The organism is Stenotrophomonas maltophilia, assembly GCF_004920835.1.
Classification (GTDB): domain Bacteria; phylum Pseudomonadota; class Gammaproteobacteria; order Xanthomonadales; family Xanthomonadaceae; genus Stenotrophomonas; species Stenotrophomonas maltophilia_AQ.
In genome coordinates this window covers 54,071-79,866 of record NZ_QFHO01000008.1, presented here as the reverse complement: position 1 = coordinate 79,866, position 25,796 = coordinate 54,071, and the positions used below count along the sequence as shown (strand labels likewise).

General features: G+C 65.7%; 16 protein-coding genes. 6 read left to right on the top strand and 10 right to left on the bottom strand.

Annotation, left to right across the window (positions count from 1 at the left end):
- Nucleotides 1–8 precede the first annotated feature (8 nt).
- Nucleotides 9–209: a hypothetical protein gene (locus tag DI041_RS21215; protein ID WP_046985705.1), complete on the top strand. Its 201-nt coding sequence runs from the start codon at nucleotides 9–11 to the stop codon at nucleotides 207–209.
- A 13-nt stretch (nucleotides 210–222) separates the two neighbouring features.
- On the opposite strand, the gene DI041_RS08105 is transcribed toward DI041_RS21215, so the two are convergent.
- The gene (locus tag DI041_RS08105) at nucleotides 223–1,617 is read right to left on the bottom strand and encodes an HlyD family type I secretion periplasmic adaptor subunit (protein ID WP_136638392.1); all 1,395 of its coding nucleotides are present in this window, start codon (nucleotides 1,615–1,617) and stop codon (nucleotides 223–225) included.
- Nucleotides 1,618–1,647: 30 nt separating this feature from the next.
- Nucleotides 1,648–3,786: a type I secretion system permease/ATPase gene (locus DI041_RS08100; RefSeq protein ID WP_248298440.1), complete on the bottom strand. Its 2,139-nt coding sequence runs from the start codon at nucleotides 3,784–3,786 to the stop codon at nucleotides 1,648–1,650.
- A 258-nt stretch (nucleotides 3,787–4,044) separates the two neighbouring features.
- On the opposite strand from DI041_RS08100, the gene DI041_RS08095 reads away from it, so the two are divergent.
- A complete protein-coding gene (locus DI041_RS08095; protein ID WP_136638391.1) occupies nucleotides 4,045–5,076 on the top strand; it encodes a LacI family DNA-binding transcriptional regulator in 1,032 nt (343 codons plus the stop codon).
- A 96-nt stretch (nucleotides 5,077–5,172) separates the two neighbouring features.
- Here the strand turns inward: DI041_RS08095 and DI041_RS08090 are convergent, their stop codons facing one another.
- Both DI041_RS08090 and DI041_RS08085 read right to left on the bottom strand, forming a co-directional pair.
- Complete coding sequence (locus tag DI041_RS08090; protein WP_046985702.1) at nucleotides 5,173–7,242, bottom strand: PAS domain-containing sensor histidine kinase; 2,070 nt, start codon at nucleotides 7,240–7,242, stop codon at nucleotides 5,173–5,175.
- On the bottom strand, nucleotides 7,232–8,728 hold the full coding sequence (locus DI041_RS08085; protein ID WP_046985701.1) for an ATPase domain-containing protein: 1,497 nt from the start codon (nucleotides 8,726–8,728) through the stop codon (nucleotides 7,232–7,234). Before DI041_RS08085 ends, DI041_RS08090 begins: the two co-directional genes overlap by 11 nt.
- A gap of 274 nt (nucleotides 8,729–9,002) precedes the next feature.
- Here DI041_RS08085 and DI041_RS08080 point away from each other — a divergent pair, with 274 nt between their 5' ends.
- A complete protein-coding gene (locus DI041_RS08080; RefSeq protein ID WP_004147722.1) occupies nucleotides 9,003–9,905 on the top strand; it encodes an ABC transporter ATP-binding protein in 903 nt (300 codons plus the stop codon).
- Nucleotides 9,906–9,917: 12 nt separating this feature from the next.
- A complete protein-coding gene (locus DI041_RS08075) occupies nucleotides 9,918–13,502 on the top strand; it encodes an ABC transporter permease/M1 family aminopeptidase (protein ID WP_136638390.1) in 3,585 nt (1,194 codons plus the stop codon).
- 76 nt (nucleotides 13,503–13,578) lie between these two features.
- Here DI041_RS08075 and DI041_RS08070 read toward each other — a convergent pair whose 3' ends face one another.
- The 6 genes from DI041_RS08070 to DI041_RS08045 form a co-directional block, all read right to left on the bottom strand.
- Nucleotides 13,579–13,872, bottom strand: a complete 294-nt coding sequence (locus DI041_RS08070) for a hypothetical protein (RefSeq protein WP_046985698.1) — start codon at nucleotides 13,870–13,872, stop codon at nucleotides 13,579–13,581.
- Nucleotides 13,869–14,333, bottom strand: coding sequence for a GNAT family N-acetyltransferase (locus DI041_RS08065; RefSeq protein ID WP_136638389.1), 465 nt, complete (start codon nucleotides 14,331–14,333; stop codon nucleotides 13,869–13,871). The genes DI041_RS08070 and DI041_RS08065 overlap by 4 nt, the downstream gene beginning before the upstream one ends.
- Before the next feature lie 109 nt (nucleotides 14,334–14,442).
- Entirely contained in the window at nucleotides 14,443–14,829 is a 387-nt protein-coding gene (locus DI041_RS08060; RefSeq protein ID WP_046985696.1) for an SseB family protein, read from the bottom strand.
- Nucleotides 14,830–14,963: 134 nt separating this feature from the next.
- Nucleotides 14,964–16,679: an alpha-amylase family glycosyl hydrolase gene (locus DI041_RS08055; RefSeq protein ID WP_136638388.1), complete on the bottom strand. Its 1,716-nt coding sequence runs from the start codon at nucleotides 16,677–16,679 to the stop codon at nucleotides 14,964–14,966.
- Nucleotides 16,679–18,166 carry an MFS transporter gene (locus DI041_RS08050; protein ID WP_136638387.1) on the bottom strand — a complete coding sequence of 496 codons (1,488 nt, stop codon included), beginning with the start codon at nucleotides 18,164–18,166 and terminating at the stop codon, nucleotides 16,679–16,681. The genes DI041_RS08055 and DI041_RS08050 overlap by 1 nt, the downstream gene beginning before the upstream one ends.
- Nucleotides 18,163–20,355, bottom strand: a complete 2,193-nt coding sequence (locus DI041_RS08045; RefSeq protein ID WP_136638386.1) for a glucosidase family protein — start codon at nucleotides 20,353–20,355, stop codon at nucleotides 18,163–18,165. The genes DI041_RS08050 and DI041_RS08045 overlap by 4 nt, the downstream gene beginning before the upstream one ends.
- Before the next feature lie 237 nt (nucleotides 20,356–20,592).
- Here DI041_RS08045 and DI041_RS08040 point away from each other — a divergent pair, with 237 nt between their 5' ends.
- Together DI041_RS08040 and DI041_RS08035 are read left to right on the top strand one after the other, a co-directional pair.
- The gene (locus DI041_RS08040) at nucleotides 20,593–22,644 is read left to right on the top strand and encodes a glycoside hydrolase family 97 protein (RefSeq protein WP_136638385.1); all 2,052 of its coding nucleotides are present in this window, start codon (nucleotides 20,593–20,595) and stop codon (nucleotides 22,642–22,644) included.
- 216 nt (nucleotides 22,645–22,860) lie between these two features.
- Nucleotides 22,861–25,617 carry a TonB-dependent receptor gene (locus DI041_RS08035; protein WP_169050322.1) on the top strand — a complete coding sequence of 919 codons (2,757 nt, stop codon included), beginning with the start codon at nucleotides 22,861–22,863 and terminating at the stop codon, nucleotides 25,615–25,617.
- The last annotated feature ends 179 nt before the right edge of the window (nucleotides 25,618–25,796 follow it).

The window sequence follows — 25,796 nt, the reverse complement described above, 5'->3', positions numbered from 1 at the left end:
GCTCGGCAATGGACGCCATCAGCGCTGCGTTGTCGCCAATCGAGGCGCTCGCGCTGGCGGTCTTCATCCGCCTGACGATCGTGGTGATGGACCGCTTCGGAACCTGGGTGATGGTGCGACCACTCATGTCAGTTCTCCACTCCATTGGGTTGAACAACAATTTCGGCACGTTGCCGGTTGGCAAAAAATGTGATCGGATTCAGGGTTGAGGTCCGCGCTCGCTCATCGCTCCCGCCCCGCTTCCTGCACACGTCTTGAAAGCGGCGACAACAGGTACTCAATGATGCGCCGATCACCGGTCTTGATTTCCGCCGTTGCTGCCAGGCCCGGTGCCAACGCGCGACGCCTCCCATCCACCTCGATCCAGGGCTGCAGCAGGCGCACGCGGGCCGGGTAGCGCAACCCTTCCTTCTCGGTCTGTACCGCATCGCGGCCCACAGTCTCGACCACGCCATCCACCACACCGTAGCGGGTGAACGGATAGGCCTCCAGCTTCACCTCCACCGGCTGCCCGTCGCGGACGAAGCCGGCATCGCGATTGGGCAGCATCGCATCGACCACCAGCTCGCCGTCATGCGGCACCAGCACCATCAGCGCATCGGCCGGCTTCACCACACCGCCGATGGTGTGCACCTGCAGCTGCTGCACCACGCCGGTCACCGGTGCGCGTAGCACCGTGTGACCGGCCTTGTCATGGGCCTTCTTCAATTCTTCGCCACGCAGCGCGCGCGCCGCTTCGGCCTCGGTCAGGGCATCCAATGCTTCGCGTGCGAACTCGCTGCGGCTCTTGCTCATCTGCTGGCTGGCCGCCAGTTGCGCTGCGGTCGCTTTGCGCTGCTCTTCGCGACGGATCGCCAGGTCCTGGCGCATGCCGACAACACGCTCCTTCACTTCGGCCACCTGCAGTCGCGGCACATAGTTGTCGCGGCTCAGTTCCTCCAGCTTGTTCAACTGATCGGTGGCCAGCGGCAGCTGCTCTTCCAACTTGGCGATCTCGGCCAGGATCATGCCGTGCTCGCCATCGCGCTGGCTACGCTCCTGCTGCAAGCCGCCCACAGTGGAATCGAACTCGCGCTGCTTGGCGGCCACCAGCGCCTGCTGGATGGCAATGATGCTGTCAGGTGCTCCCTCCGGTGCGATGAAGCGACCGGCCCGACCGGCAACGTGGTCAACCACGGCCTGCGCCCGTGCCACATCGATCTGCGCGGTCAACAGTGCCTGACGCGCCTGCTCGACTTCGGCATGGCTGACCGTCGGGTCCAGTTCGAGCAGCGGTGTGCCGGCCTTGACCGACTGTCCTTCGACCACATGGATCGCACGCACCACGCCCTGGTCCGCCGCTTGGATCACCTTCACGTTGCCGCGCGGAATGACCTTGCCTTCCGCCACGGCAACCATGTCCAGGTGGCCAAGGCACGACCAGACCAGTGCGATGGCGAGGAAGGCGATCAGCAACCAGAGAACAGTGCGGCCGATCGGGTTCGGGGGCTTTTCCAGAATTTCCAGCGCCGCCGGCAGAAAGTCGGGCGCAGCCGAGCTGCGCGGATCCGGCTGCGCACGCTCCGCGCGCAGGCTCTCGCGCAGGATGCCCAGGTGGTGCCTCAGTCCCTTCAACATGCGTGCTGTCCTTGGCTGGGCGCGCGGTGGTCAGTTCAGCGGGGCCGCCACGGCGGGCAGGCCCATCTGTTTGGTGTAGAGCAGTGAGTAACGGCCTCCCGCGCGCAGCAGATCCTCGTGCGTGCCGGTCTCGGTGATGCGGCCACGTTCGAGGGTCACGATGCGGTTGGCCTGGCGTACCGCCGACAGACGATGCGCGATGATGATCACGGTGCGGCCGGCGGACATCCGCTTGAGGTTGTCCTGGATGACTTCCTCGCTCTCCGCATCCAGCGCCGAGGTCGCCTCGTCGAAGATCAGGATCTTCGGATCGATCGCCAATGCACGCGCGATTGCCAGACGCTGCCGTTGGCCGCCGGAGAGATTGCCACCACGCTCGTCGATGCGTGTGTCGTAGGCCTCGGGCAGCTCCAGGATGAAATCGTGCGCACCAGCCAGCTTGGCCACTTCCACCACCCGGCTCATCGGCATCGCCGGGTCTGCCATGGCGATGTTCTCGCGCACGCTGCGGTTGAACAGCAGGTTTTCCTGCAGTACCACACCCACCTGCCGCCGCAGCCACGCCGGATCCACCATGGACAGATCGACACCATCCACCAGCACACGGCCACGCTCCGGGGTGTGCAGGCGCTGGATCAGCTTGGTCAGGGTCGACTTGCCGGACCCCGAGGGGCCGACCACGCCGAGGATCTCACCCGGAGCGATCTCCAGACTGACCGACGACAACACTTCCTGTCCCTCAGGCCGATAGCGGAACGACACATGCTCCAGCGCGATGCGGCCATCTACTGCCGGCAGGCTGGCACGCGAGGGTGAGCTGGCCGGTTCGGTAGGGGAGTTGAGGATGTCGCCCAGCCGCTCCACGGCAATGCGCGCCTGCTGGAAGTCCTGCGCCAACTGCGCCAGGCGCAGCACCGGTCCGGCAACCTGCCCGGCAAGCATGTTGAACGCCACCAGCTCGCCCACGGTCAGCTTGCCGTCAATCACCAGCCGCGCGCCGAAGAACAGCAGCGCCACCGTGGCCAGCTTGTGGATCAGCTGCACCGCCTGCGAACCCCAGTTGGCCAGCATGCTGGCGCGGAAGCTGGCCTGGATGTAGCCCGCCAGCTGCTTGTCCCAGCGGTTCTGCGCCTGCGGCTCGACCGCCAGCGCCTTGATGGTTTCCACACCGGTTACTGCTTCGACCAGGAACGACTGATTCTCGGCACCGCGCACGAACTTCTCATCCAGGCGGCGCCGCAGCATCGGCCCGACCACCATCACCACCACGGCGTACAGCGGCAGCGTGATCAGCACGATCAACAGCAATGCAGGGCTGTACAGCCACATCACGGCCAGGAACACGATGGCAAAGAACAGGTCCAGCACCACGGTCTGCGCCGAAGATGTGAGGAACTCGCGGATGGTCTCCAGTTCGCGCACGCGCGCCACCGAATCACCGACACGGCGCGCCTGGAAGTAGGCCAGCGGCAGATGGGTGAGGTGCGAAAACAGCTTCGAGCCCAGCTCAGCATCCACACGGCTGGTCGTATGCGAGAACAGGTAAGTGCGCAGCCCGCCCATCACCACTTCAAACACCGAAACCACCAGCAGGCCCAGGGCGAGCACTTCCAGGGTGGTGATGCCCTTGTGCACCAGTACCTTGTCGATTACCACCTGGAAGAACAGCGGCGTGATCAGTGCCATCAACTGCAGGAAGAACGAGGCTACCAGCACGTCACGCAGCAGGCGGCGATACTTCACCAGGGCAGGAATGAACCAACCGACATCGAAGCGCCTCGCGGCGCCGGCCACGCTTTCACGCGTGGTCATCAGCAACAGGCGGCCATCGAACTCCTGCGAGAACTCGCCAAGGGACAGCGTGACCGGGCGTCCGTCGGCCGCCGCGTCGAAGCACAACACGTTCTCGGCGTCGGCCTTGAGCACGAGCGTATAGCGTCCGTCGGCCAGGCAGGCGATGGCGGGCAGCGGATGATCGCGCAGCGCGGTAACCCGCGCCTGTACCACGCGTGCTTTGACGTCCATCCGCTTGGCCAGGCGCAACAGATCCTGTGTATCGATACGGCCTTCGGGGTGGCCCAGCTGGTGCCGGAGCTGGTCGGGGTCGGCAGGCCGATCCAGAAACCCCAACAGGGCGACGAAGCACGCCAGCGCGCCTCCATCGTCCACGCACAGCGACTCCTGCAGATCGATCCCTGATCCGTTGCTGCCCACGTCAACTGCCTTGTTGTCCCCTGGTGCGCGGACTCTAGGGCCATGCCATGGCAGCTGTCCATCTGCTGAATGCGCTTTTGTGCAAATCGGGTCAAAGTGACAAGTTGGTCACATTTTTTAACATCAACCCCATTCATTCAGACAGGAGCGCACCTGCAAGCAGCGGGCCAGCCTCATGGCATCATGATCGCTGCACGTTCCCTATCAGTTCCCATGACAATCAAAGGCAAAGCCACCTCCCTGGACATCGCCCACCTGGCCGGGGTCTCCCAGCCCACCGTGTCGCGGGCCCTGCGTGGCAGCCCGATGGTCAATGCCGAGACCCGCGAGCGCATCCTGCGCATCGCCCGCGAGCTGAACTACAAGGTCGACAAGAACGCCTCCAGCCTGCGCCTGCGCAATGCGGGCACGCTGGCCCTGCTGTTCTTCGAAGACCCGACCAACGACGACTCGCTGATCAACCCGTTCTTCCATTCGATGCTGGGCTCGATCACCCGCGCCTGCGCCCTGCACGGGCAGGACCTGCTGGTTTCGTTCCAGCAGCTGTCCACCGACTGGCAGGCCGATTACGAGGACAGCAACAAGGCCGACGGCATCATCCTGCTCGGCTACGGCGACTACCACGAATCGCGCGACCGCCTGCAACGGCTGGTCGAACAGGGTACGCACTTCGTGCGCTGGGGCGCCGCCCTGCCCGGCCAACCCGGCGTGTCGATCGGCAGCGACAACTTCCAGGGCGGGCACGACATCACCACCCACCTACTGCAGCAGGGCTGCCGCCGCATCGCCTTCCTCGGCCATGCTTCCAGCCACTACCCCGAATTCCAGGAACGCTACCGCGGCCATGTCGCGGCCCTGCAGGAACACGGCCTGGCTGCCGAGGCGGCGCTGCAGCACGATGCGATCACCACCGAAGCCTCCGGCCAGGAGGCCTGCCAGGCACTGCTGGCGCGCGGCGAGCCGATCGATGCGATCTGCGCAGCCAGCGACCTGATCGCCATCGGCGCGATGCGGGCCCTGCGCGAAGCCGGCCTGCGGGTGCCGCAGGACGTGGCGGTGACCGGCTTCGACGACATCCCCTTGGCAGCATCGGTATCTCCCGCACTGACCACCGTGCAGCAGGACACCAAGCAGGCCGGGCAACTGCTGGTGGAGCGCCTGCTGGCACTGATCGGCCGGCAGGCAGTGGACAGCCAGAGCATCCCGGTAAAGCTGGTGGTGCGGGAATCATCGCAGCGCGGGTAGTGTCGAGCTCGCTCGACCAGCGGATGCGACTCCAGTCGGGAAAGATCAGCCGAGCATGGCTCGGCTCTGCACAAAAACAGTCGAGCAGGCCCGACTCTACGGATTGCCGCCTGCCGTTTCAGGCATCGCGGTGCGAACCGCTGCGCTGAACTCGTCAAGCAGGAACGGCTTGGCGATCATCGCCATGCCCGCATCGAGGAAGGACGAGCGCTCCTGCGCCTTCTCCGCGTAGCCGGTCATGAACAGCACTGGCAAAGTCGGCCGCGAGTGACGGGCTATTTCGGCGAGCTGGCGGCCATTGAGCCCAGGCAGGCCGACGTCAGTGATCAACAGATCGATGCACTGGTTCGAAGTCAGGATCGGAAGCGCGGCGTCCGCATCGCCCACCACCTGGGCCTGGTACCCCAGGTCCTCGAGCACCACCGTGACCAGCATGCGCACCTGCTCATCATCCTCGACCACCAGGATCGACTGGCCAGCGCCGAGCCGGATGGCTTTGGCCTGAGCGGCCACCGCTTCGCTGGTCGCGGCCTCCACCAGTGGAATGAACAGGGAAATGGTGGTGCCCTCACCCAGGCGCGATTCGATCGCGATGTGACCACCGGACTGCTGCATGAAGCCATACACCATCGACATGCCCAGCCCGGTTCCCTTGCCGATGGGCTTGGTGGTGAAGAAAGGCTCGAATGCGCGCTCGACCACTTCCGGCGCCATGCCGGCGCCCGTGTCGGCGACTGCCACCACCGCATAGTGCCCTGCCGGCACTGCCGGATACTGGCCTGCATGCACATCTGCTTCCGCAGTGCGCAGGATCAGCTCGCCGCCATCAGGCATCGCGTCGCGTGCATTGATGGCCAGGTTCAGCACCGCACTTTCGAACTGGTTGGCATCCAGCGTGGCGTGCAGCGGCACCGGGCAGGTTTCGGTACGCAGCCGCACCGTTTCCCCGATAGTGCTGTGCAACAGGTGCTGCACCGATACCAGCAACGTGTTGATCTCCACCGGCCGCGCGTCCAGCGACTGCCTGCGCGAGAACGCGAGCAGGCGCTGGGTCAATGCGGCGGCACGCTGCGCCGAGGTGGTGGCCGTATCCAGGAAACGCTCCAGATCATCCACCCGCCCCATGTCCAGGCGCAGGCGCACGATGTCCAGCGCGGACAGGATGCCAGTCAGCATGTTGTTGAAATCGTGCGCGATGCCACCGGTCAACTGGCCGATCGCTTCCATCTTCTGCGACTGCCGCAGGGCGGCCTCGCTGGCCTCGCGTGCAGCCATCTGCGCTTCCAGCTCACGCGTGCGCTCGGCCACCATGGCCTCCAGTGCATGTGCGTGCTGCTGGCTGTTGCTCAGGGCCAGCTTGGCGGCGGTGATATCGGTAACGAAGACGTGGAATCCGTCGACCCGGCCCTCGGTATCGGTGCGCGGCGAGTAACGCACTTCGCAGTCGCGCCGGCCGCGTAGTGGATGGGGCCAGGTGATCTCGAAGAGCGCCGCTTGGCCATCCAGCGCGCGCTCCATCGCCGCCCTGCGCTGCTGCCATACGGATTCGCCGATCACCTCGCGAACGTGCCTGCCGATCACCTCGCCGGTGGCGAGATCGAACCAGGTCTCATAGGCGCGGTTGGCGAAACGGAAGCACATCGAACGATCAACAAAGGCGATCAGGACCGGCATCGCATCGGCGATCAGGCGCAACTCGGTTTCACTGCGGGACAGTGCGGCCCGCCCGTCCGCCAATGCCGCCATCTGATCACGCACGAGGAACTGCTTGTCACGGGCCCGCAGTGCGCCCTGGACGGCACTGATCAGGGACATGCTGCCAAGCGGCCGGTCCATCTCCACCACGTTGATCGAAGCTGGCAACAGTGCCTCGCGGGTGGAACGGCGGTACGACCGCGCCGAGCGCAGCAGGATGAATGGAATATCCGACCAGGCCGGTTGCTGCTGCAATGCAGGCAGCATACCGTCGGCACCGCGCACCAACGCTTCCTGGGTCACCACCACCAGGCCGGTGCGATCATCCAGATGCTCGGCCAGCTCCTCCAGGTTGCCGGCGATGCGCGTTGCCAGCCCTACCCCCTCCAGTACCGCGGCAATGCTGTCGGCATCGCGTCCGAAGGGCGCCACGATGCGGACGACCGTGCAGCCTTCGTCCCTATCGGACATCGGACTGGCCCAGCAGCGCTGCGCTGTCACCCACGAATTCGGGCGTGCCGGTCAGGATGCCCTGGAAGTCTGCCAATGGCGCACTGACGGTGATGCCACGCCCGTCGATCTTCAGCTCACGGATGGTGTCTTCGTGCGCACCGCCGCGGTTCTTGATTACCGAAACGGCTTTGCGGATGCGACCCTTGGCCTCGAAGAAACGGAACAGCACCACCGCATCGGCGATGTAGGACACATTGAGGCTGCCGGTGGACATGGTGCCCACCAGGCCATGCTGCGGATTGATCAGGAACGTCGCTACACCCTTCTGGTTGAGATAGGACAACATCTCGTGCAGCTGCAGCATCAGCTGCTTTTCCTGTGGCATTGCCGTGACATAGCCATTCAGGCTGTCGATCACCAGCACGCTGCAGTTGCGCTGCTCGACCGCCTTGCGCAGGTTCCAGGAAAACTCACCCGGCGACACCTCGGCCGGATCCATCTGCAGGATCTCCAGCAGACCCGAGTGCAGATGCTTGTCCAGGTCGATGTCCAGTGCCGATGCACGCGCCAGCAAGGTACCAACCCGCTCGTCGAACTCGAAGATGCAGCAGCGTTCGCCACGTTCGCAGGCCGCCCACACGTACTGCAGGGCGACGTTGGTCTTGCCGCTGCCAGCGGGACCGGTCAACAGGGTCGAGGTCCCGCGCAGGGGGCCCCCGCCCAGCAGGCGATCGATCTCGTCGACGCCACTGCTCACCGGCGAACCCACGAACCGGTCGTGGTGCTCGGAGGCGATCAAGCGGGGGAAAATCTCGAGTCCTCCACGACGGATCACCATATCGTGGTAGCCCGCAATGAAATCCACGCCGCGCAGCTTCTGTACCTGCATGCGGCGCCGGGCCGGGCCGAAATCCAGGGTCAGGCGTTCCAGCGACAGCACGCCGTGGCACAGGCTGTGCAACTGCCCATCGCGCTCTTCGCCGGTAGAGGTCAGGTCATCGACCAGGATTACCGTAGCGCTCTTGGGCGCGAAGAACTGCTTCAACGCAAGGATCTGGCGCCGGTAGCGCAGAGAGTCCTGGGCCAGCAGGCGCAGTTCGGACAACGAATCGAACACCACGCGGGTGGGCCCGATGCTGTCCACCTTGGACATGATCAGATTGACCGTCTCGTCCAGCTCCATTTCCCACGAATGCAGCACCGACTGCAGGCGACCGTTGCCCATTGCGCCTTCAGCCGATCCCAGTTCGAACAGGTGCAGGCCATCCAGCGACCAGCCATGGGCAGCGGCGACTTCGCGCAGTTCCTCGGCGGTCTCGGACAACGTGATGTACAGGCAGCGTTCGCCCCGCCGCAGGCCTTCCAGCAGGAACTGAAGCGACAACGTGGTCTTGCCGGAACCCGGTGGTCCTTCCAGCAGATACAGCCGCGCCTGCGGAAGTCCGCCGCCAAGAATGCTGTCCAGTCCCTCTACTCCGGTAACAGTCCGCATGTACGCCTGCATGGCAATGGCCCTGAGAGGCGCAAAGACTATCGGTGCCCCTGTCGACGTCCTGTGTGATCCGGCCGACCTTCCCCAACGCATTCAGGAAGACTTCACAGGCTGGCCCCCTGCCGCCCTGGCGAAGCCCCACGCACTGGAAGCCGCCCCTGCCGCGCCCTTCAACGGTGGGGTGCCCTCACCTGCTACCCGCACGGCACCATGACCAACGGCGCATGACGCCAGCCCGGTTGCGGGTGATAAACAGCGCGATCACACACGGAAAGGTGTACGTCGCATGCTGAAGATAGATTCGCTGTCCAAGACGTACGCCAACGGCGTGCACGCTCTCAACAATGTCAGCCTGGACATCCCGCGCGGCATGTTCGGCCTGCTCGGGCCGAACGGCGCCGGCAAGTCTTCGCTGATGCGTACGCTGTCCACCCTGCAGGAGGCCGACAGCGGTTCGGCCATCCTCACCATTCCCGGCGAAGCGCCGATCGACGTACTGCGCGACAAGGACGCGGTGCGCCGCCGGCTGGGCTACCTGCCGCAGGATTTCGGCGTGTACCCGAAGGTCAGCGCGCTGGACCTGCTGGAACATTTCGCGGTGCTCAAGGGGCTGACCCAGCGCGCGCAGCGCCGCGAGGTGGTCGATGGTCTGCTGCAGCAGGTGAATCTGTGGGACGCGCGCAAGCGCAAGCTCGGCACGTACTCCGGCGGCATGCGCCAGCGCTTCGGCATTGCCCAGGCACTGCTCGGCGACCCGCGGCTGGTGATCGTCGACGAGCCCACCGCCGGCCTCGACCCCGAGGAACGCAATCGCTTCCTCAACCTGCTGGCAGCCATCGGCGAGAACGTGGCGGTGATCCTGTCCACCCACATCGTCGAGGACGTGACCGACCTGTGCCCCACCATGGCGATCATGAACAAGGGCCAGGTGCTGCTGACCGGGCGCCCCGCCGAAGCCATCGATGCTCTGCAGCAGCAGGTCTGGCGCAAGCAGGTCGATCCTTCGGAACTGGCCGACCATGAAGCACGCTACGTAGTGCTGTCGACCCGTCTGGTCGGTGGCCGCCCGGTGATCCACGTGCACAGTGCCAACGATCCCGGCGACGGCTTCGCGGCGGTGGCTCCCGACCTCGAGGACGTGTACTTCCAGCGCCTGCGCCTGCAGGCCCGTGCCCGCGCGGCAGCCTGAGCGGAGCACGCCATGATCCTCAACTTTTTCCGCTTCGAGCTGCGCGAGCAGCTGCGTTCTCCCCTGCTGTGGCTGCTGGCCGGCCTGTTCGCCCTGCTCGCCTTCGCCGCTGCCTCCAGCGACGCCGTGCAGATCGGTGGCGGCAGCGGCAACGTACACAGCAACGCGCCCACCGTGATCGCGCAGATGCTGGGCATCTTCACCCTGCTCGGCATGCTGGTCACCGCCCTGTTCGTCAGCAACGCGCTGCTGCGTGACTTCGAGCTCGGCACAGCCGAGCTGATCTTCGCCAGCCCGGTGAAGCGCCGCGACTACCTGGCTGGGCGCATCGCTGCCGCCCTGGCCGCCGGCTTGCTGGTCTACATCGTGATTGCGTTTGGCCTGTGGCTGGCGCCGTTCATGCCGTGGATCGATCCCGAACGCATGGGCCCGATCAGCTGGCAGGGCTATGCCTGGACCTTCGCGGTCATCGTCATCCCGAACCTGTTGTTCACCACCGCACTGCTGTCGCTGCTGGCAGCGCTGACCCGTTCGATCCTGTGGGTGTACATCGGGCTGGTGGCCTACCTGGTGCTGTACGGCGCCAGCGCGGCCCTGCTGCGCGACATCGACAACACGTGGATCGCAGTGCTGAGCGAGCCGCTGGGCATGCGTGCGCTCAGCCGCACGATCCGCTACTGGTCCACCGCCGAACGCAACAGCGGAATTCCCGAGTTGGCCGGCTACCTGCTGGCCAACCGCGCTCTGTGGCTGGGTGTGGCCGCCGCGCTGTTCGCCGCTACCTTCGCACTGTTCCGCACCGAACGCAGCGGCAGTGGCCGTCGTCGATGGGGCCGCAGGCAGGCGCAGCCGGTTGCCGATGCCAGTGCGGTCCGCCCGACCCGTGCAACACTGCCGCGCGTGGTACCGGCGTTCACCGCCACCACGGCGTGGCAGCAGTTCCTGCGCCAGATCCGCTTCGATACACGTGGCGTGTTGCGCAGCGTGCCGTTCATCGTGCTGCTGGTACTGGGCCTGGCCAACTTCCTGCCCAGCGCGCTGTTCCGGCAGACGCTGTACGGCACCTCGATCTGGCCGGTCACCTCGCAGATGATCATGGGCCTGCAGGGTGCCTTCAGCTGGCTGCTGGTGATCATCGTGCTGTTCTTCGCCGGTGAACTGGTCTGGAAGGAACGCAGTGCGCGCATCAACGAAGTAACCGATGCCATGCCGGTGCCGAACTGGGTGCCGCTGCTGGCCAAGTTCACTGCCCTGCTGGCAGTGATCGTCTGCTTCCAGGCAGCCGGCGCGCTGGCCGCGATGAGCGTGCAGCTGGCCAAGGGCTACACGCATCTGGAGCCGCTGCTGTACCTGCGCAGCCTGGCGCTGGATTCGGTGGTCTACATCCTGATGGGCGGCCTGGCGCTGGTGCTGCAGGTGCTCACCAACAACAAGTTCGTCGGTTACGCATTGCTGATCGTGGTGATGATCGGCCAGGGTGTGCTCGGCCTGCTCGACTACACGCAGAACCTGTACAACTTTGGCAGTTGGCCCAACGCGCCCTATTCGGACATGAACGGCTACGGCCACTTCCTGACCGGACAGCTGGCGTTCCAGGGTTACTGGGCGCTGTTCCTGCTGACATTGATGTGCCTGGCCTCGGCGTTCTGGGTACGCGGTGTCAGCCAGGGCTTGCGCCAGCGTCTGGCCCTGGCCGGTCGTCGCCTGCGCGGTCCGACCGGCGCCTTCGCAGCACTGGCGGCACTGGCCTTCATCGGTGTGGGTGGCTGGCTGTACTGGAGCACCAACATCCGCAACGAGTTCCTCTCGCCCGACCAGCAGCTGGACCTGCAGGCCCGCTACGAGCGCGAGCTGTCGAAGTACCGCAATCTGCCGCAACCACGCATCGTGGCGGTGGACAACCGCGTGGACCTGTTTCCGGAATCGCAGTCGATGGTGATCGATGCGAACTGGACGGTGCGCAACACCCACGCCACGCCGATCCAGGACGTGCATGTATCGATGGGGGATGACAAGCAGCTGGTCGCGGTCGATCTGGGCGGGCAGACCCTGGCGATGCACGACGCTGACCTCGGCTACCGCATCTACCGTCTGGCCACGCCACTGAAGCCGGGTGAAAGCCGCAACGTCCATTTCCGGGTGGTGCAGAAGCCCAACGGCATTACCGCCGGCCAGGCACCGAGCAACATCGTGGACAACGGCACGTTCTTCAACAGCCGCGTGCTGCCCTCCTTCGGCTACAACGAAGGTGCGGAGATCAGCGACCGCAACGAGCGGCGCAAGCGTGACCTGGGTGAGCCGCGGCGCATGCCCAAGCTGGAAGACGAAGCCGCGCGTGCCAACACCTACATCTCCAACGATGCCGACTGGCTCGACTTCCGTACCACGGTCTGCACGGCGCCGGACCAGGTGGCGCTTGCCCCGGGCTACCTGCAGCACGAGACCACGGTGAACGGCCGGCGTTGCTTCAGCTACGCGATGGACCGCCCGATGCTGAACTTCTACGCCTACCTGTCGGCACGCTGGGAGGTACGCAAGGCGAAGTACAAGGACATCCCGATCGAGGTCTACTTCGACCCGGCGCACGGCTACAACGTGGACCGGATGATCGAAGCGGTACAGAAATCGCTGGCCTACTACGAAGCGAACTTCACGCCCTACCAGCACCGGCAGGTGCGCATCATCGAGTTCCCGGGCTATGCCCGCTTCGCGCAGTCGTTCGCCAATACCATCCCCTACTCCGAGGCCATCGGCTTCATCGCCGACCTGCGTGACCCGGACAAGGTGGACTATGTGTTCTACGTGACTGCGCACGAGATCGCACACCAGTGGTGGGCGCACCAGGTGATCGGTGCCAATGTGCAGGGCGCCACGGTCCTGTCCGAGTCGCTGTCGCAGTATTCGGCGCTGATGGTGATGGAGCAGGAGTACGGCCGCCAGCACATGCGCCAGTTCCTCAAGCGCGAGCTGGACGGCTACCTGTCTGGCCGCGGTGGCGAGGCCATTGAGGAGCAGCCGCTGGAGCGCGTGGAAAACCAGCAGTACATCCACTACCAGAAGGGTTCGCTGGTGTTCTACCGGCTGCGCGAGGAGATCGGCGAGCAGGCCCTGAACCGCGCCCTGAAGCGCTTCCTGCAGGACAAGGGCTACCAGCAACCCCCGTACACCACCTCACGCGAACTGCTGGGCTACATCCGTGCCGAGACCCCGGCTGATCGCCAGCAGCTGGTCACCGACCTGTTCGAGAAGATCAGCTTCTATGACAACCGGGTGCTGGCCGCCAGCGCGCGCAAGCGCGATGACGGCCGCTACGACGTGACCCTGGACCTGCACGCCGCAAAGCAGTACGCCGATGGCAAGGGTAAGGAGAGCGACGGGAAGATGGATGACTGGGTCGAGATCGGCGTGTTTGCCAACGGGCCTTCGGGCAAGGAACGCGACCAGAAGGTGCTGTATCTGCAGCGCCACCACATCACCAGCGCCGCGCCGAAGATCACGGTGACCGTGGATGAAAAGCCGGATGAAGCGGGCTTCGATCCGTACAACAAGCTGATCGACCGGGTGAGCGATGACAACCGGCGCAAGGTGACGCTGTGAAGTAATGGAGCGCCGGCGGTTGCGTCGGCGCTCCGCATGGCACATGTAGTGCCGAGCCATGCTCGGCACAGCGCTTTCAGCGCACCGTGGCCTTCGGCCCCAGCAACGCCAGCAGTACATAGACCACGATCGAAGCGACGGTGCCGAGCACCGCCGGCAACCCGAAGGCCCAGGCCGAACGGCCCTGCTGGCGCGCCCACTGCGCCAGATGCCACGCCGCGCCCAGGTTGATCAGCCAGGCGATGACGAACACCGGCCACTGCACAATGCCCACCGCGCGCAGCAAGGGCATGGCCACCAGCGCGGCGGCGATGGCCGCGATCAGGAAGATCAGGGCCGACCGGGAATGGCGAGGTGCGGGGGCATTCATGCGGCCACCCTGCGCATCATCACCAGCACGCGATAGTTCCGGTTGTCGGCTTCCTGCAGGGGCTTCCAGCCCAACCGAGCGTACAGGCCGCCATCCAGCGCTTCGGTCTGCAGATACAGGTCGGAAACGCCCATCCGCACCGCCTGCGCCGCGGCCTGTTCCACCAGCGCGCCAGCCAGCCCACGCCCGCGATGACTATCGGCCACGAACACGCTGCCCAGCCAATGCTCGTATTGCGGGAAAGCCGGCATCTCCCTGCGCTTGAGCTGCACCGCGCCGACCACCTGACCGTCATCGAAGGCGGCGATCAGGTGCGGAAAGCCTTCGGCATCCTGCGGCGGATTCAGCCGCTCCAGTTCCTGTTCAAGCGACAGACCGGCGTCCTGGCCCCATTCCGCGTGGTACCACCGGGCCAACTGCTGCCGTTCCGGTGCGTCGGCGGTTAATACCCTGAATTCCATGGCAATGCCTCTATCCCAATGTCATCCAAGGGGATCACGGACGGCGCTCGAAGGGAAGCCTTCTGCAGCGTCGAGCCATGCTCGACTCTGCAAACAGCACGGCGACGGCTCAGCCCTGGGCGAAGTCCTTCAGGATCTCGCCAACGCCACTGGGCGAGATCTCGAAGCCCAGAGGCGTACCCGGGTTGATCACGACACCGTAGCCGCTGGGCACCCGGCGCAGCACGTCCAGCGTCAGCCAGCGGATCTGGTGTTCGGCCTGCTGGCTGTAGATGCCCACCCGCGACGGATCGGTGAACACGGCCACGTGCAGGGTGCCCTGCTTGTCGAACAGCAGCGGGTCGAAGCCACTGCCGTCAGGGGTGATCAGGCTGCCGGTCAGCAGCACCACCTCGGAGGCGACGAAGGCCGCCATGAAGGCGCGGATCGGCACCGCCCCGTCCATCGCCGCCTTCAGCAGGGTTTCGATCGGGGTCTGCGGGGCGAGGTCGGTCATGGCGATACTGCGGGGCGTGAGGGGCGTGAGGGGCGCCTATTGTAGAGTCGAGCTTGCTCGACTGCTCGAAAAGCGTGCCAACCGAGGTTGGCACCCACCAGAGCGGTAGCGCCGGGCCATGCCCGGCGACGCCCTCAGCGCCCCAGCCGCTGGTCCCGCGCCCGCTGGTCGGCCATCGCCTTGTCCAGCTCGGCCTGCAGTGCCGGCTGCTGCACGGCGGCATCCAGCACGTAGACCTTGACCCCGTGCGCCGGAACCTCGACCTTCAGCGCGCCAGCCACCTTCAGCGAACCACTCTCCAGCGCGTCGCGCCAGCGGCCAGCCTGCAGGTAGCGCCCGACCTCGAACGTCTTCGCACTGTCGCCCTTGTTCAGCAGCACCAGCGCGGTCTGCGCTACATCACCATGCTGCAGCACGCGGAAGAACACCGCCTCATCGCCCTTGAGGCGTTCGTTCACCTGCAAGCCGCGCTGCAGGGCCGGGATGGCTTCGCGCAGTTTGGCGATGCGCTGCAGCGGCGCGAAGATCGGGCTCTGCGGCGCGGCGTCCACGCGCGGCTGGCCGAAGTAGGCACGGTTGCCAGCGTGCTCGGCGCGGCCCCGCATGAAGCCGGTCTCCGAGCCGTAATAGACCACCGGAATGCCGCGCGCAGTGAACAGCCAGTTGTGCGCATCGATGAAGCCGCTGTCGCTGGCCTGTAGGCGTGGCATGTCGTGGTTGTCGTAGAAGCTCATCAGCTCGTACGGATTGGCGTACGGGCCGCCGGTCAGGTGCAGCGGCTCGGCCAGGGTTTCAAAGCCCTTGCCTGCGGTGCCGAAGGTCTGTTCCAGCGCGCCGCGCAACGGGAAATCCAGCACGCTTACGTTGGCATTGGACGGCCAGGTGTGTTCGGCGATGCTCGCCGCGTTGTAGTCGAACGCCTCGCCGAACATGAACATGCCCGGGTGCTGCGCGCGGATGCGGTTGACGAACTCATGCCACCACGGATGCGGCAGCCAGCCGATGGTATCGATGCGCAGCGCATCCACCCCCTGTGCAGTCCACTGCAGGTAGGCGCCCACCAGATAATCCATCACCGCCGGATTGTCCTGGTTGAAGTCGGACAGTTCAGCCAGGTTGCCATCGAAGATCGAGCCGTCCTTGCTGTCGACCGGACCGATGTTGTTGTAGAACGCGTGCAGCGGGTTGTGCTTCGGATCCAGTTTCTGCGGTGGCAGATTCTGGTGATCGGCGATCAGTGTGCCGTCCTTGGCGAAGATCTGGCCGAACTGCGGCTGCCGCTTGGGCATGGTCCAGGCCGGCGAACCATGGTTGCCGACGATGTCCAGCACTACCTTCAGGCCGGCGCCGTGCAGGCCCTTGGTCAACCCGGCGAAGTCCAGGTCGCGGCTGGGCAGGTGCTCGTCCAGCGTGTAGAAGTTGATGCCCCAGTAGCCATGGTAGCCGGTCTTGCCACGATCGGTCAGCGTGCTGGTACAGCTGATCGGCTTGCTGCCGGTGAAGGCTTCGTCCGGGTTGTCGACGATGGGCGTGATCCATACAGCGCCGAAGCCGAGGTTGCGGATGTACTGCGCATTGTCGAGCACGCCGCGGAAATCACCGCCGAGGTAGCCGATGTTTCCGTCCACCTTGTCCGGGCACGGCACCGGGATATCGAAGGTGCGGTGCTTGCCGCCCTGGTCGCGATGATCGTTGGACGGGTCGCCGTTGACGAAGCGGTCGGTGACCACGAAGTACACCGCATCGCTGGCGAACGGCTCGGTGGTGCCCACATAGTCCGGGCGTGGCGCGGCCGTCGCATGGCCGGCCAGCAGTACCAGAGAAACAGCAACAGACAGCGCACCACGCATCACACCACCTCCGGACGGGACGGAACCCGCAGCACGCACAGGCCGGCGACGAACAGGCTGCAGCCGCCCAGCACCAGCACATGCATCGGCTGGCCACCCAGCCAGGCGCGCAGGGCAAAGCCGAGCGCGCTGGCCGCAACCAGCTGCGGGATCACGATGAAGAAATTGAAGATGCCCATGTACACGCCCATCTTCGATGCCGGCACGCTGTCGGACAGCAGTGCGTATGGCAGCGAAAGAATGGACGCCCAGGCGAAGCCGACGCCGACCATCGACAGCAGCAGCCAGTGCGGGTCGCGGATGAACATCAGCGAGACCAGACCTGCACCGCCCAGCCACAGGTTGACCAGGTGGCTCCAGCGCAGGCCGATCGCACGCACCATCGGCGGAATCAGTACCGCGGCCAGCGCAGCGAAGCCGTTGTAGGCGCCGAACAGCACCCCCACCCAGTTGGCTCCCTCGTTGTAGGCCGCCGACTGCGGATCGGTCGAGCCGAAGTGGATACCGGCCACCGCGGCGGTGGTGTAGATCCACATCGCGAACAACGCGAACCACGAGAAGAACTGCACCCACGCCAGGCGACGCATGGTGACCGGCATCGCGCGCAGATCGCCGACAATGGCGGCCAGCATGTGGGTGCCCGGCAGCGCACGGGCGAGCGCAAGCAGCACGCCGTAACCCGCACACAAGCCCGCCAGCACGTATAGCATCTTGTCGCCCTGCCGCCAGGCGATCAGCAGCGCCAGCACCACGCCGAGCCCCAGCCACAGCGCCACCTGCGTCCACGGCGCCGGGCCACTGATGGCAGTCCCCGCGTGGTGCGCCGGCGGCTCGGCATCATCAAAGCCAGCCAGCTCCGTCGGTGAGTACTCGCGGGTGCTGACCACCGTCCAGGTGATCGCCGCCAGCAGCACCACTGCACCGAAGTAGAACGCATAGCGCACGGTATCGGGCACTTCTCCGGCAGCTGCGGTATTGGCCACACCAAAATGGGCGAGGATGAACGGCAGGAAGCTGGCAACGATGGCACCGATACCGATGAAAAAGCTCTGCATCGCGTAGCCGACCGGTCGCTGGCGCGGCGCCAGCTGGTCACCGACGAAGGCGCGGAACGGTTCCATCGACACATTGATGGAGGCGTCCAGCACCCACAGCGTGCCAGCGGCAATCCACAGCGTTGGCGAGTTCGGCATCACCAGCAGGGCCAGTGTGGTCAGCACCGCGCCGATCATGAAGAACGGACGGCGGCGGCCCCAGCGCGTCCAGGTGCGGTCGGACAGGTAGCCGATCACCGGCTGCACCAGCAGGCCGGTCAACGGCGCAGCGATCCACAGCCCGGGCACCGCGTCCATGTCTGCACCCAGGGTCTCGAAGATGCGGCTGGCATTGGCGTTCTGCAGGGCGAAGCCGAACTGGATGCCGAGGAAACCGAAACACATGTTCCATATCTGCCAGAACGACAACTGCGGCTTGGCCGGACGATTCATCGCGTACCCTCTGTCGCTGTCACCGGCGCCACTTTCAGCGCCTGCACCTGGGCCTGGTTGAGCACGCCACCACGCCCGCCCTTGCCGCCGGTGTAGTGCGCGAAGTGCTGCAGCGCGCTCATGTTGAAGCCCTCTTCAAGCGTGACCGTGCACCGCCCCTTGGGCACCGCGAACGTTGCCGAGGTCGAATCCTGCACCGCTACGCTGTGCGGCAGGGTGACCGTATGCCGCCGCAGCGGCTGGCCCGGGCACTGCAGCACCAACTGCTTCACCGCTGCGGTCACGCCGGTGTTGATCGGCCCGTTCGCGTTGCTGTACTGCAGGCGCAGCCGCACCAGCCCGGCCTGGGCCGCCGTGAACTGCCAGCGTTCCTCGCCCTTCAGCACCTGCTGCGGACCGACGCAGAGCATCGGGCTGTGCAGTGATTCCAATGCGCCCTCGCGCCGGGTCAGGCTGAAGCAGTGCTGCAGGCCATCGTCGCTGATGTGCACTTGGCCATTGCTGGCAGCGACGACCCTGCCGTCCTTCCACAGAACCTGCCCAGTCGTGACCGGCACGCTCCAGCCAGCGCCATTGCGTATGGCCTGCGGAGTGGTTGGCGTGGCCGGCGCACGCGCATTGGCGTCGGCGGTTGTGCCACCGAAGCCGGTCGCGGACGGGGCAGCCATCAGCTGCACCGTGGTCGTGTTGCCTTGGGTCAGCGTCCTGCCCGCCACCAGCAGGCCATCACCCAGCTGCTGCGGGCGCTCCAGCACGTAGTGCTTGCCACCGGCGTCCAGGCTGATGCGACGCTGCGTGCCGAACAGCTCTGGCACCAGCGTGGCCGGCAGCTTGGGCCGCACGTGGCCATCGTCCTGCACGCCAAACACACCTTCGAGCACCATCGACAGATAGCCGGCCACCGACCACAGCTGGCGTTCGGAGTTGACCACCGGGCCGCTCAGCGCACCTTCCTCGACATGCACGGCCTGGCTGACCAGCTCGTAGTTCTCCATGTTGGAACCGGCGAGCGCTGCGCCCTGCATCAACGAGCGGATCTCGGCGGCGATGCGTGGTGCATCATCCAGTTGCCGCGCCGCGCGCAGAGAGTACGCGCTGACGAACGGCCAGATAGCGCGGTTGTGGTAGATCGGCTGCTGCGCCTCCTGCGGCCAGACCACCGGGCTGCCGGCCGGCCCCACCGGGTAGGCCACCAGCGCACGGCGCGCACGCTCGCCCGGCAACACCTCGGCGAGGATGCCCAGCGACAGGCCGAGCAGATCGACCTTGGCGTAGGGCACCGGGTGCGCGGCTTCGCCGATGTAGCTCATGTACTGGCCGATATCCTCGCGCCAGAAACGCGCATCGATCTGCTGCGCCAGCGCATCGGCCCACGCCTTGTAGTCGGCCGCGCTGCCATCGCCATGCTGGCCGGCCAGGCGTTCGGCCAGGCGCAGCGCCTGGTAGTGCAGCACGTTGGTGGACAGCGCATAGGAGTCGCCGATGAAGCGCACGTCCTCGCGGGTCCAGTCCGGATAGGTCTGCTCACGCCAGTCCAGGAACGAGGTCTCGCCACGGTACAGGCCCATCTGCGCGTCGAACACCATCGCGCGGTCCTGCGCCAGCGTACCCTGCAGCGCTTGCCAGACCTGGTCGGCAAACGCGCGATCGTCCAGCAGGTGGCGCGCCGCCAGGAACCACACCACGCGGTCGCTGCTGATCGGCCAGCTGCCGCCGGAACCGGTGTCCTGCGCGACGAACAGGCCGGGCGTGTGCCCATCGCGCGCCGCCGACAGCTTGAACTGCAGCGACTGCCGCGTGCGCTGCGGGTCCAGCCGCGCCAGCGCCAGGTCGGCGGCGAAGCTGACATCACGGGTCCACACATAGGGCCAGCGCGCACCAGTCTGGAAGCACTCGCACGGCACCGGCCTGCCCTCATCGAATGCAGGATCGCGGATCGCATCCACGCGGTCCTGGTCCATCTCCTGCTGGGCCAGCGCGAACAACGCATCGAACATCACGCTGCCGGTCTGGCTGCGCATCGGCATGGGCGCAATGCGCACCTCACCCTTGGGCGCGTGCAGCACGAAGCTGCCGTTGGCAGCGGCTTCGGCGCGCGCATGGCGGCCGTCGAATTGCAGGTCGGCCGCCTGCGCGGTCGATCCCAGCGCTGCCCCCAGGGCAGCGGTCAGGCAAATGATCTTCAGCATCGAAGCGGCGGACCGGCTTGCGCCCGTCGGCCTCCCTCCCTCTCTGCACGCGTTGTAGGTCCGCACCTCCGTTGCCGGCGGGCGGGCGCGGCCCCTCCCTCAAGGTGCCCTGGTCCCATGGTAGACGCGGGGCTGTCGGCTGCGTCCAGCTGCATACGTATTCATGGCGTTGCGCGGTAGCGGGGCTGCCGTGCTGGCTTATGGTCCCGGTCTGCCAACGGCGCCTTGGGAGGGGAAATGCCGATGTCACCCACTGCTGTACGCGCGGTGTTCGCGCATGTGCTCGGACTGACTCTGCTGGGCCTGGCCGCGCTGGCACACGCCGCGCCGCAGGTGGCCAGCGTCGAATCACCGGGAAAGGCGCTCAAGGTCAGTCTGGTGCTGGACGGTGGCACCGCGCGCTATCGCGTCGAGCGCTTCGGTGAGGTCGTGGTGGAGGATTCGAAGCTTGGCTTCGCCCTGCGCGACGGCCGGCTGGACCGTGATTTCGCACTGCTCGGCCAGCAGCGGCGCAGCCTCGATGACACCTGGGAGCAGCCTTGGGGCGAACGCCGGGCCACCCGCAACCACTTCAACGAGCTGACCGTGCAGCTGGCCGAGACCACCGGCAGCAAGCGCCGGCTGGATGTGGTGTTCCGCGTGTACGACGATGGCCTCGGCTTCCGCTACATATTCCCTGAGCAGCCGAACCTGCGCGAGGCGACCATCGATGACGAGCTGACCGAGTTCGCCATCGCACAGGATTCCACCGCGTGGTGGATCCCTGCCGGGGAACCGATCCACTATGAATACCTGTACCAGCGCACCCCGCTGCGCGAAGTGCCGCTCGTGCACACGCCGATGACCCTGCGCAGCCACGACGGCCTGCACGTGGCCATCCATGAGGCGGCACTGGTCGACTACGCGGGCATGTGGCTGCGCCGCACCGAGGGCCAGCGCCTGCGCGCCCAGCTGTCGCCCTCGGCCGAAGGCTGGAAGGTGCGCCGCGCCCTGCCCTTCGCCACGCCGTGGCGCACCCTGCAGATCGCCGACCGTGCAGGTGGCCTGGTCGAGTCGGACCTGATCCTCAACCTCAATGAGCCCAATGCGCTGGGCGACGTGAGCTGGGTGAAGCCGGCCAAGTACCTGGGCGTGTGGTGGTCGATGCACCTGGACAACGAGAGCTGGGCGACCGGCCCGAAGCATGCCGCCACCACCGCCAAGACGAAGAAGGTGATCGACTTCGCCGCCGCACACGGCTTCCGCGGCGTGCTGGTGGAAGGCTGGAATCCCGGCTGGGACGGTATGTGGGTGGGCAACGGCTACGACTTCGACTTCACCCGCGCCACGCCCGATTTCGATATCGAGGCGCTGTCCGCCTACGGCCTGAAGAAGGGCGTGCACCTGATCGGCCACCACGAAACCGGCTGCGCCATCGAGCACTACGAGGACCAGCTGGGCGCCGCGCTGGACCTGTATGCGCGGCTGGGCATTGACCAGTTCAAGACCGGCTACGTCTGCGATGACGGCCAGATCGACCGCCGCAATCCGTCCGGCGGCCCGCTGTGGCGCGAGTGGCACGACGGCCAGTTCATGGCCCGCCACCATCTGAAGGTGGTGCAGGAAGCCGCACAGCGGCACCTGTCGGTGAACCCGCACGAGCCGATCAAGGACACCGGCCTGCGTCGCACCTACCCGAACTGGATCTCGCGCGAAGGCGCGCGCGGCATGGAGTACAACGCCTGGGGCCAGCCACCGAATCCGCCGGAACACGAGGTCAACCTGGTGTTCACCCGTATGCTGGCCGGGCCGATGGACTACACCCCCGGCATCCTCAGCCTGAAGGGCCGCCACGGCCAGGCCATTCCCAGTACGTTGGCCCGCCAGCTGGCGCTGTACGTGGTGCTGTACAGCCCGATCCAGATGGCCGCCGACCTGCCCGATCACTACCTGCAGCACCGCGAGGCGTTCCGCTTCATCGAGGACGTGGCAGTGGACTGGGAGCAGAGCCGCGTGCTCAATGGCGAAGTGGGCGACTACGTGACGATCGTGCGCCGCGACCGCAACAGCCGTGACTGGTTCCTCGGCAGCATCACCGATGAACACGGCCGCGTGCTGCCGGTATCGCTGGGCTTCCTGGAACCGGGCGTGCGCTACCGCGCCGAAATCTACCGCGATGGCGACGGCGCTGATTTCCGCAGCAATCCGTTCGCGTTCAAGCGCGAAACACGCGAGGTGACCAGCGCCGATGCACTGACCCTGGTGCTGGCGCCGGGCGGTGGCCAGGCGATCCGGTTCACGCCGCTCTGAATGGAACGCTAGTGCCGGCCAGCGGCCGGCACTACCGCAAACAGGACCTGAAAGCGATTACAACCCTGCAAACGCCATTGAATACGTATGCAGGGTGATTCCCGCGAAGAATGCGCTGCCTACCATAGCGGCGACGACAGCGGCCACCGCGTCGCACGTCCACGGTCACTCCGGGACGTTCACGAATCGATCTGCAACATTGCCTGGGAGGGGAAAATGTTGAACCACAAGCGCAGCGCGCTGAGCATCGCGCTGGCCGTTGTCCTGGCGCCGACGCTGGCGTCGGCACAGTCCACGCAGAACACCACCACGCCGGCCGCCACCGCCGCCACCAACCTGGATACGGTGCAGGTCACCGGCATTCGCCGCGGCATCGAGAACGCGATCGCGATCAAGCAGGACGCCACCTCGGTGGTCGAAGCGATCTCCGCCGAAGACATCGGCAAACTGCCCGACGTCAGCATCGCCGAATCGATCTCGCGCCTGCCAGGCCTGGCCGCCCAGCGCGTTGCCGGCCGTGCGCAGGTGATCAGCGTGCGTGGCCTGTCACCCGACTTCGCCACCACGCTGCTCAATGGTCGCGAAGTGGTCAGCACCGGCGACAACCGCGGTGTCGAGTTCGACCAGTACCCATCCGAGCTGGTCAACGGCGTGACCGTCTACAAGACCCCCGACGCGGCGCTGGTCGGCCAGGGCCTGTCGGGCACCATCGACATGCAGACCGCACGTCCGCTCAGCTTCCCCGACCGCGTCATCGCCGTCAGCGGCCGCTACCAGAAGAGTTCATTGGGCCGCGCCGCCGACACCGACCCGTACGGCAACCGCTTCAGCGCCAGCTACATCGACCAGTTCCTGGACAAGACCCTCGGCATTGCCATCGGCTACGCGCACAGCGACATGCCGATCCAGGAAAACCAGGTGGGCCTGTACGAGCCGTGGACCACCGAGCACACCACCAACGGCAACCGCCCCGGCGTTGCCGCTGGCACCTACTTCACCGATGGCATCAAGGCACTGCGCCGCACCGGCAACAACAAGCGCGACGGTGTGATGGCCACGATCCAGTTCCGGCCGAACAACAGCTGGACCAGCACCTTCGACGCGTTCCACACCGAAGCAGAGCAGATCGACACCGCCAACCAGTTCGAGCTCAACCTCAGCAACTACAACGGCAACTACACCCCGGGCCTGCTGGTCAGCAACCCGCAGGTCAATGCCAATGGCACCTTCACCGGTGGCACCGCCAGTGGCGTGTACCCGCTGGTGCGCGGCATGTACAACAAGCGCAAGGACAAGATCGATGCGTTCGGCTGGAACAACGAGTTCACCTTCGGCAGCGTCAAGCTGGTCGCCGACCTGAACTATTCCAAGGCCACCCGCGACGAACTGAACCTGGAAAACAACCTGCAGCTGACCCCGATGCCGCAGCTGGATACGGTCGGTGTGCAGTTCCGCCAGGATGGCTTCTCGCAGATCAGCCCGGGCCTGAACTACTCCAACCCGGACGCGCTGTTCCTGACCAACACCATCTACGGTTCTGGTTACGGCAAGGTGCCGAAGGTGGAAGACCGCCTGAAGGGCGGCAAGCTGGCCGCGACCATCGCCCTGCCCGAAGCAATGGCGTCGTGGGCACCGGATGTGGATATCGGCGTGAACTATGCCGACCGCCGCAAGGTGAAGACCCAGTCCGAAGGCAACATCCTGCTCGGCGCGCAGGGCGATGCCAACATCGCATCGGATCTGCAGTACCGCCCGGTCAACCTCGGCTTCGCTGGCCTGGGCACCATCCCGGCCTGGAACGTGCCTGGCGCGGTCGGTCGCTACATGACCTTCAATCCGGTCGACAACCTGGACTACCTGATTCCCAAGTCGTGGACGGTGCAGGAAAAGATCACCACCGCCTGGGCGCGCCTGAACATCAACACCGACATCGGTGTGGTGGGCGTACGCGGCAATATCGGCGTGCAGATGCAGCACACCGACCAGAGCTCGGACTCGCGCTATTGGGACAGCTCGCAGGCGGCCGGCAACAACATCCAGCCCTACTCGGACGGCCGCAAGTACAACGACTGGCTGCCCAGCTTGAACCTGGCCTTCATGTTCCCGCATGAGCAGACCCTGCGTTTTGCTGCAGCCAAGCAGGTCGCGCGCCCGCGCGTGGACCAGATGCGCGCGGGCCTGGAGTTCGGCGTGGATACCGGTACCGGCCGCCCTGGCGGCAGTGGCGGCAACCCGCTGCTGGATCCGTGGCGCGCCACCGCGCTGGACCTGTCCTACGAGAAGTACTTCGGCGAGAAGGCCTACGTGGCCGCCGCGATCTTCTACAAGGACCTGAAGAGCTACGTCTACACCCAGTCGGTGGACAACTACGACTTCACCGGCCTGCTGGGCAACTATGTGCCGCCGCCGGGCATGGTGGTGCCGGTGCTGCCGACCGGCACCTTCTCGACCCCGGTGAACGGCAAGGGCGGCACCTTGAAGGGGCTGGAGCTGACCGGGTCGTTCCCGCTGGAGATGCTGACCGACAGCCTGCGCGGCTTCGGCGTGCAGGCCAGCGCGACCTTCAACAAGAGCGACATCACCATCCTGGATCCGGAAAGCGCGTCCAGCGTGGGCACCGACCCGATCAGCCTTCCCGGCCTGTCCAAACGTGTCTACAACTTCACTGCCTACTACGAGCGCAGTGGCTTTGAAGCACGCGTGAGCCAGCGCCGCCGTTCGGACTTCATTGGTGAAATCGGCAACTTCAACGGTAACCGCACCCTGCGCTACGTGGTGGGCGAGAACGTGACCGATGCCCAGGTCAGCTACACCTTCAGCGACAGCAGCACCCTGCGCGGCCTGACCCTGCTGCTGCAGGGAAGCAACCTGACCAACGAGCCGTACCGCACCTACGCCGGCAGCAAGGACCGCCCGCTGGAATACATCGAATGGGGCCGCACCTACATGCTGGGCGTGAACTACAAGTTCTGACCACGACCGGGTAGTGCCGGCCGCTGGCCGGCAACGACCCATCGGAAACCCGCTGCGCAGGCAGCGGGTTTTCTTTTGCGCGAATGCCGGCAGTAGATCCACGCCATGCGTGGATGCGTTTCGCCGGAATCCCGGCCACAAAAAAGGGACGGGGCGCTTCGGCCCCGTCCCCGCAAGTA

What these genes read in the sequence shown, in the direction of transcription:
- DI041_RS08055 (WP_136638388.1), bottom strand. Translation starts at nt 16,679, where the DNA reads ATGCGTGGTGCGCTGTCTGTTGCTGTTTCTCTGGTACTGCTGGCCGGC.
- DI041_RS08045 (WP_136638386.1), bottom strand. Translation starts at nt 20,355, where the DNA reads ATGCTGAAGATCATTTGCCTGACCGCTGCCCTGGGGGCAGCGCTGGGA.
- DI041_RS08090 (WP_046985702.1), bottom strand. Translation starts at nt 7,242, where the DNA reads ATGTCCGATAGGGACGAAGGCTGCACGGTCGTCCGCATCGTGGCGCCC.
- DI041_RS08080 (WP_004147722.1), top strand. Translation starts at nt 9,003, where the DNA reads ATGCTGAAGATAGATTCGCTGTCCAAGACGTACGCCAACGGCGTGCAC.
- DI041_RS08040 (WP_136638385.1), top strand. Translation starts at nt 20,593, where the DNA reads ATGCCGATGTCACCCACTGCTGTACGCGCGGTGTTCGCGCATGTGCTC.
- DI041_RS08095 (WP_136638391.1), top strand. Translation starts at nt 4,045, where the DNA reads ATGACAATCAAAGGCAAAGCCACCTCCCTGGACATCGCCCACCTGGCC.
- DI041_RS08105 (WP_136638392.1), bottom strand. Translation starts at nt 1,617, where the DNA reads ATGTTGAAGGGACTGAGGCACCACCTGGGCATCCTGCGCGAGAGCCTG.
- DI041_RS08070 (WP_046985698.1), bottom strand. Translation starts at nt 13,872, where the DNA reads ATGAATGCCCCCGCACCTCGCCATTCCCGGTCGGCCCTGATCTTCCTG.
- DI041_RS08075 (WP_136638390.1), top strand. Translation starts at nt 9,918, where the DNA reads ATGATCCTCAACTTTTTCCGCTTCGAGCTGCGCGAGCAGCTGCGTTCT.
- DI041_RS08065 (WP_136638389.1), bottom strand. Translation starts at nt 14,333, where the DNA reads ATGGAATTCAGGGTATTAACCGCCGACGCACCGGAACGGCAGCAGTTG.
- DI041_RS08050 (WP_136638387.1), bottom strand. Translation starts at nt 18,166, where the DNA reads ATGAATCGTCCGGCCAAGCCGCAGTTGTCGTTCTGGCAGATATGGAAC.
- DI041_RS08085 (WP_046985701.1), bottom strand. Translation starts at nt 8,728, where the DNA reads ATGCAGGCGTACATGCGGACTGTTACCGGAGTAGAGGGACTGGACAGC.
- DI041_RS21215 (WP_046985705.1), top strand. Translation starts at nt 9, where the DNA reads ATGGACGCCATCAGCGCTGCGTTGTCGCCAATCGAGGCGCTCGCGCTG.
- DI041_RS08060 (WP_046985696.1), bottom strand. Translation starts at nt 14,829, where the DNA reads ATGACCGACCTCGCCCCGCAGACCCCGATCGAAACCCTGCTGAAGGCG.
- DI041_RS08035 (WP_169050322.1), top strand. Translation starts at nt 22,861, where the DNA reads ATGTTGAACCACAAGCGCAGCGCGCTGAGCATCGCGCTGGCCGTTGTC.